Genomic DNA, 423 nt, shown 5'->3' with positions numbered 1-423 from the left:
GCCTAGGGTCATCGTGCCGGCCTTGGCGGCGTAATAGCCCGAGATGACGTTGAGCGTCGTGGTCTTGCCGCTGCCGTTCGGGCCGATCAGGCCGTGGATCTCGCCGGGCGCCACGTCGAGGTCGAGGCCGTCGATCGCCTTCACATTGCCGAAGCTGAGCGCGATGCCGCGCAGCCTCAGGTGCTTGCCGCCGCTGCGCCGGCGCACGATGTCGGCGAGAACAGCCGGACGCGGCACGATGGCGCGGTTGCTGGCGAGCGGGCGGCGGTTGCGGAAATCCAGCAGCGCCGCGATGCCGCCCGGCATCACCAGCACGATCACCAGCAGCAGCACGGCGTAGAGGAACGTCGACCAGGCCGCCAGCGGCGCGGCGATCTCGGGCAGGATGGTCAGGATGATGGTGCCGAGCATCGGCCCCAGGAT

Annotated in this window: 1 protein-coding gene; it reads right to left on the bottom strand. The window is 69.7% G+C overall.

All coding sequences use genetic code 11. From position 1 onward, the window contains the following. Window positions 1-423, bottom strand: a 423-nt coding sequence (locus I6F36_RS39040; RefSeq protein WP_225173298.1) for an ATP-binding cassette domain-containing protein, incomplete at both ends; no start/stop codon positions are given.

Origin of the sequence: Bradyrhizobium sp. BRP19 (genome assembly GCF_020194195.1) — a bacterium.
GTDB classification, from domain to species: Bacteria; Pseudomonadota; Alphaproteobacteria; order Rhizobiales; family Xanthobacteraceae; genus Bradyrhizobium; species Bradyrhizobium yuanmingense.
Note: the sequence above shows the minus strand (reverse complement) of the source record. Positions and strands in the feature narration are given on the sequence as shown.